The organism is Lactobacillus helveticus DSM 20075 = CGMCC 1.1877 (genome assembly GCF_000160855.1).
GTDB lineage: Bacteria > Bacillota > Bacilli > Lactobacillales > Lactobacillaceae > Lactobacillus > Lactobacillus helveticus.
In genome coordinates this window covers 129,360-135,308 of the sequence record NZ_GG700755.1, presented here as the reverse complement: position 1 = coordinate 135,308, position 5,949 = coordinate 129,360, and the positions used below count along the sequence as shown (strand labels likewise).

Annotated in this window: 9 protein-coding genes and 1 pseudogene; 8 read left to right on the top strand and 2 right to left on the bottom strand. The window is 36.4% G+C overall.

Annotated features, from left to right (window positions below):
• Window positions 1–106: 106 nt before the first annotated feature.
• Window positions 107–592 carry a DUF1836 domain-containing protein gene (locus tag HMPREF0518_RS06320; RefSeq protein WP_003627220.1) on the bottom strand — a complete coding sequence of 162 codons (486 nt, stop codon included), beginning with the start codon at window positions 590–592 and terminating at the stop codon, window positions 107–109.
• A gap of 143 nt (window positions 593–735) precedes the next feature.
• On the opposite strand from HMPREF0518_RS06320, the gene HMPREF0518_RS06315 reads away from it, so the two are divergent.
• The 5 genes from HMPREF0518_RS06315 to HMPREF0518_RS06295 all read left to right on the top strand — a co-directional run bounded on the left by HMPREF0518_RS06315 (window position 736) and on the right by HMPREF0518_RS06295 (window position 3,928).
• The gene (locus HMPREF0518_RS06315; protein ID WP_003627219.1) at window positions 736–1,575 is read left to right on the top strand and encodes a DegV family protein; all 840 of its coding nucleotides are present in this window, start codon (window positions 736–738) and stop codon (window positions 1,573–1,575) included.
• Between the two features lie 333 nt (window positions 1,576–1,908).
• Window positions 1,909–2,001 carry a YSIRK-type signal peptide-containing protein gene (locus HMPREF0518_RS09800; protein ID WP_023061431.1) on the top strand — a complete coding sequence of 31 codons (93 nt, stop codon included), beginning with the start codon at window positions 1,909–1,911 and terminating at the stop codon, window positions 1,999–2,001.
• A gap of 5 nt (window positions 2,002–2,006) precedes the next feature.
• Entirely contained in the window at window positions 2,007–2,528 is a 522-nt protein-coding gene (locus HMPREF0518_RS06310; protein WP_023191736.1) for a hypothetical protein, read from the top strand.
• Between the two features lie 201 nt (window positions 2,529–2,729).
• Window positions 2,730–3,548 carry a triphosphoribosyl-dephospho-CoA synthase gene (locus HMPREF0518_RS06300; RefSeq protein ID WP_003627215.1) on the top strand — a complete coding sequence of 273 codons (819 nt, stop codon included), beginning with the start codon at window positions 2,730–2,732 and terminating at the stop codon, window positions 3,546–3,548.
• Window positions 3,549–3,598: 50 nt separating this feature from the next.
• Window positions 3,599–3,928, top strand: a complete 330-nt coding sequence (locus HMPREF0518_RS06295) for a hypothetical protein (RefSeq protein WP_020829354.1) — start codon at window positions 3,599–3,601, stop codon at window positions 3,926–3,928.
• 63 nt (window positions 3,929–3,991) lie between these two features.
• On the opposite strand, the gene HMPREF0518_RS06290 is transcribed toward HMPREF0518_RS06295, so the two are convergent.
• Window positions 3,992–4,744, bottom strand: a complete 753-nt coding sequence (locus tag HMPREF0518_RS06290) for an MIP/aquaporin family protein (protein WP_003627213.1) — start codon at window positions 4,742–4,744, stop codon at window positions 3,992–3,994.
• Between the two features lie 179 nt (window positions 4,745–4,923).
• On the opposite strand from HMPREF0518_RS06290, the gene HMPREF0518_RS06285 reads away from it, so the two are divergent.
• The 3 genes and pseudogenes from HMPREF0518_RS06285 to HMPREF0518_RS06280 form a co-directional block, all read left to right on the top strand.
• Entirely contained in the window at window positions 4,924–5,685 is a 762-nt protein-coding gene (locus HMPREF0518_RS06285) for an MgtC/SapB family protein (protein WP_003627212.1), read from the top strand.
• A gap of 17 nt (window positions 5,686–5,702) precedes the next feature.
• Window positions 5,703–5,831 (top strand): hypothetical protein, encoded by a 129-nt coding sequence (locus HMPREF0518_RS10960; protein ID WP_003627211.1) that lies wholly within the window; start codon window positions 5,703–5,705, stop codon window positions 5,829–5,831.
• Window positions 5,794–5,946 (top strand): annotated as a pseudogene (locus HMPREF0518_RS06280) (family 1 glycosylhydrolase); the annotation flags it as partial. The gene HMPREF0518_RS10960 and the pseudogene HMPREF0518_RS06280, both read left to right, overlap by 38 nt.
• Between the last annotated feature and the right edge of the window lie 3 nt (window positions 5,947–5,949).

Sequence of the window (5,949 nt, the reverse complement as noted above, 5' to 3'; positions counted from 1 at the left end):
AATAATTAAAATCTTCGAAAAATTGATCAATACATTAAGCTAAATCATGGTAATTTTGATTAATATAGAAAGCATAAAGTAAAAGGCCCAGCATAAGCTGAGTCTTTTAAATTTCTCTGAAAAATTGGTACAAATATTCTCGATAAGTAAAGGCCATGATGACGTTGCGCAGCATTTGCTTTTGACTGGTGTTATCATGACCGATCTTTTGCAGTTCTTCCTTTTTGTTGAAAACATATAATAAGCCATTCTGCAATTCAGCGGCAAAGTAATTATAAGCGACTTCGGTTGAATAGGTCTTTTGCTGGATGGCAATCGCTTTGCGCAGGTCTTCTTGATCCATCACGTTTTTGGCAATGGTGATAAAAAGTAGGGTGGCGATTTGCTCACGGCTGTATAGCCGGCCTTCAGGGGATGCAATTAGATCATGTTTAACATAATTGCTGACCATTGAACTCGTAATCTTGATATTTCCTAAGGGCGCTAAACATTGATTTATATAGTTCACTACTTGCTTTAAATATAATCCCATTGCGGGAATTTCTTGGTATGAAGGAAATTTTAATTGTTCTACTGATACTTCCTTTTTCATATTTTTTCTCCTCACTTTGGTTAAATTAATTATTTTCTATTTTGAAGATTCTGTCAATTAATATCTTGCTATAAGTTTTTTAAAAACCGTTGACATAATATTTAAAAACGTATATTATCAAAGCCATAAGTGAGGTAACGAAAATGACGATAAAGATAGTTACAGATTCTGGTGCTGATGCCTTCGTGTCTTCGATCGAAGGCGTAGCACATCAATCCGTTCCATTAACAATTAGAGCAGGTTCATCTTCTTGGATCGACGATGGCAAGCTTAATATTCCAGAGTTTGTCACCGCATTGAAGCAGACTAATGAACGGACGTCGACTGCTTGTCCCAGTGTTCACGACTGGTTAGATGCTTTTGCTGGCGCAGATGAAATTTTTGTATTAACGATTACTAGTGCATTGTCAGGAACATATAATTCTGCAGTGCAAGCAGCCAAGATTTTTACTGAAAAACATACTAATGTGAAGATTCATGTATTCGATACCTTGTCAGCAGGACCACAGATTCGGTTGCTTGCGGAAGATATTGCGACGATGATCAATGATGGATTGCATTTTGACCAAGTTGTTGAAACGATGAAGTATCGCATTCGTCAGACGGATTTGCTTTTTGTATTGGAGAACCTGGATAATCTAGCCAATAATGGTCGGATCAATCCTGCAATGGCGCGGATCGCACATGCACTTAAGTTGAATATTGTTGGTACAGCTAGCGATGCTGGTAAGTTTGAGGTGCTCGGCAAGATTCACGGTAGTAAGAAGATCTTTTCAAAAATGCTTAAGATCATGGAAAAATCTGGTTATTGTGGCGGCAGAGTATTGATCGATTATGTTGGCTTTAGCGATAAGGCAGCTAAGATGAAGGAGACTATCCTATCTGTATATCCATCAGCTCAGGTTTCTTTGTCTGAATGTAGTGGGCTTTGTACTTATTATGCCGAAGATGGCGGCTTGATGATTGGTTACGAGAAAAATTAGTAATGTAAAAGCCCAAGGTGTGTAAAAGAACCTTGGGCTTTTTATGAGTAAGTTCCTCATTTCATTATTTGTTAATTGGTAATAGCCGTTACTCTAAATGCATAAATGAGTAACGACTTTTATTTTGCTTAAAATAAATGAACACTAGTACGCTAATAACGGATTTAAAATAACTTAGTTTTGATAATTGATAGACAAAATATTACTGATATTACAATAATATTACTGATATTACAATAATATTACTGCCCTAATGGACTATAAAATAACTATTAATGGACTATAATGTGATTATAGGTTTAATGAGGACTACATTGGGAAGGAAAAAGTAATATGTCCAAGAGAAAATTTTTAGATGTAGAAAAGCAAAAACAAAGATTCAGCATCAGAAAACTTACTATTGGTGCTGCTTCAGTGCCGGTGTAGTTCATGTGTATAATTCTGATATGTATCAGGATTCTGAAAAGTTAACTTACTACATTGTCTTACCAACTAATGCAGTAGTTAACTCAGAAAAGGGGCTAGAAGATTTACCAGCAGATGCTAAAGTTGATGAATTACAGGTTAATGGCCGAACAGTTCTCAAAATATCCGGTACTTATGAACGAGATACAAAAAATCGGCCCAATCATTGGACTATTAATTTAGATAATTCAAATATCATCACAAGTGAGAATCAACATAGTGATCTTAAAGCTTATGTTGTGTTACCAGACAATGAATTTTTGACAAAATGGGGAAGTAAATACAGTCCAGTAGCGAATCAAGCTGAATTGCCATTTGTCGAAAATTCTAACAATGCATACTTAATAGACACAACACCATGGACAGTTATCGCTGCAACAGGTACGTATGTTAAGTCACAAGCCAAAGGTAATAAGAATATTGGCATGACTTCTGAAGGTCAATTAGCCATGATTGGCGAAATGTGGTGCAAAATAGCCCAGTACTAATTGATGTGATTGCGGCAGTACAAAGTCCGTACTATAATTTTCTTTTTGCAAAATGGATGGCTGCGCAAAATGATCAGATAAATATGGCTTTGGTTGATAATTGTGGTCATGATATTATGGCAGAGGTGCAAGATCGCTTTAATCAGATTTTGCACCACTTTTCATTAAAGAATCGATATTTAAGTAATTAGAAAGAGACAAATGGCAATAGAAGAGATCGCTCAAAATGCATTGAAAGCATTGCTTTATGAAGTAGTTACTAATCCCAAACCTGGTTTGGTTGATCCAGTTGATGTGGGTTCGCATCCCGATATGAACGTTTATATGTTTATCGATAGTAGTTTGAGTTTGGGAAAATATTTTGTTCAAGCTGCTGAGATTGGTTTTAACTTTGCTGGACAAGATTTGAGACAAATGTTTGAATTGCTGCGCCAAGCCGGGATTAAGGCGGAAAAAGCAATGTTTGCTGCCACAAATAATGTGAATACTCATAAAGGGGCGGTTTTTTCGTTAGGATTGTTTGTCTGTGCTAGTAGTTATTGTCAAAAACACGGCGGTAATGAGTTTGAAATAATTCAAATGATGACTAAAGGCTTAGTTAAGCATGATTTGGGAAAGAAGAGCGAGACTGCTGGAGAAAGACAATTTTTGCAATATGGCAAAGGCGGCGTGAGAGCAGAAGCAGAGGTAGGATATCCTTTGGTGAGGAATGTCGCATTGCCATTTTTAGCACAGACAAGTGGCGACTTGAACACACGCTTGCTTGATACCTTGATGAAGATTGTTAGTGAAATTGAAGATTCTAATTTGATTAAAAGAGCTGGCAATGTTGAAGTAATTGATTGGGCACATAAGCAGGCACAGAAATATTTGTCATTGGGTGGTTATGGCACTCAAGCTGGCAAACAATTCATGTTAGAGTTAAATCGTATTTTTAAAGAAAAGAATTATAGCCTTGGCGGTAGTGCTGATTTGCTGATTATTACTATCTTTATGGGGCTGCAGCGTGGAATGATATAAAAATCTTAAGTCATATTGTTTGGGTATTTTCAAAAAGGATGGGAAATGCAATGGACGATTATGTAATTGATTTTGATTCATTAAGTTACTTGAAGCCAGAGACTTTAGCCATTATGAAGTTATTAGTAAAGAAATATAATGAAAGTAAAGACGATGACGTTTTGCAAGATGGAGCAGTGGTCAGCTTTGATGAACTAGCTAAGGCAGCTAAGATTCCGGTTGATAAATTACCTGATGAAGTTTTTCATGATTTAGATGCGGAAAGAAATCAATTTGATGAAGAAAAGCGAGGCTATGAACCGTTGGTTGCTAGTTGTTTAGCTGATGAAGAAGACCGCGAATTCAGAATTATTATTAACCATCGTTTGTTTGAATTCTAAAATAATATCAAAAAAGATCGATGATCACCGTTTTTTAACGAAGATCATCGATCTTTTGTTTTTCTATAATCCAAATGCAATCTTGTATAACAATGCACCGCAGATACCACCAGCAATTGGAGCAACTACTGGTACCCAACCGTAGTCCCAGTGAGCAGAACCCTTATGAGGCAATGGGCAAAGTGCATATACGATACGTGGACCAAGGTCTCTTGCAGGGTTTAATGCGGGACCAGTTGGACCACCTACAGCCATAACTAATCCGGTAATTAAGAAACCAACACCGATGTTAGCAATATCTTCTGATTGCTTGAAGAACATGCCACGGTAAAGACCAATAGCTACGAATAAAAGAATAGCTGTACCAACAAATTCAGTAACAAAACCGTTTAAGCGGCTGCGAACTGTATCACCAGTAGCGAAGCTGGCAAAAACAGCATCATCGCTAGCAGTTCTCTTGATGTATGGCCAATATACAGCAACTAATAAAAGTTGACCTACAATAGCACCAAGCATTTGTACCAAGATGTAAGGTACGACTTGATTCCATGGAAAGGCGCCGGCACAAGCTTGAGCTAAAGTTACGGCGGGATTCAAGTGGTTACCTGAAATTGAACCAAATAGCATGGCAGTAAGCATTACACCTAATCCAAAACTGAATGCGATTAAAAGCCAACCACCGTTTGCTTGACCATTACGACTGTTACCACCAGTATCTCTCAACACTGAGTTGGCAACTGAACCATTTCCAAATACAACTAAAATAATTGTGCCGAAAAATTCAGCAAAATATTTCATTAACCAAGTATGTTCCATAGTAGATACTTTTTACTCCTCCAGTAGAAAAAATATGTGAAAAATAGTACAACCAAAGATTATACTCTTAACTCAAAAAATAGATATAGTTATTTTTAAAAAATGCAAGAATTTTGTCCTGAAATGGCTTTTATTTGACTATTCTTAATTATTTCTTTTGAATGAAGGTGTAAACAAAAATGCTTTTTGCCCATATGGGTATGGAACATAGTTCCCCAAAAATTATGATGAGTTTCAATCTTAGTTTCTTAGAAATAATTTTACGCTTATCGATGGCTACAATTTTTGCAGCAATTATTGGCTTGGATAGGAAAGAACATAATCATCCAGCTGGTCTTAGAACGCATATCTTGGTATGCTTAGGCGCATGCATTTTAGCGTTAATTCAAGAAGCAATTTGCAATCAAGTTCTATATTATGCGAAGAATTTCCACACTTTATCGACGGTACTTGAGTCTGATCCAGCTCGTTTGATTGCTCAAGTAATAGGCGGCATCGGCTTCATCGGTGCGGGTACTATTGTTATTACCCATCATTTTGTCATGGGTCTTACTACAGCAGCCTCTTTGTGGGCTACTGCAAGTATCGGCTTAGCAATTGGAATGGGGTATTATTGTATTGCAATCGTCGGTGGAGCGTTTGTTTTGCTGGTGGTAGTCATTTTACGTAAAATTGTTAAGGTAAATACATATAAGCAGGTTGAATTCAAATATATTGACCGCCATACGCTTGATCAAGTTTTGCAGCCATATTTTAAACAGAATAAAATTCAGGTGAAACACTTTAGTTTTAAGGTGGATACTAATAACCAAATTAATAAGAAAAATGTGTATATTTGTGTTTGCAATCTTAAATTTCCAAAAAATATGACTTATTTCAAAATGGCGCAAGATTTGGCGATGAATAACAATATTTTTGAAATCAGTCTTGTTACGTTGTGATTTGAAAGAGGATTTTTATGAATAAAAACGATCAAAATGATGTAGTGACCGGTGCATCACAAGCTATTGATGTTAATTCTGGGTCATCTTTAATGGAACCTGACAAAAATAAAAATGAAGAAACGCTATGGTTTTGTTTATGTTGATATGGATGATTTGGGACACGGATCATTGACACGTACACCAAAGAAGTCTTATAACTGGATGAAACATATAATTGAAACTAATGGTGCAGCGTTAGATGAAAACGAAAATAATTAGAGC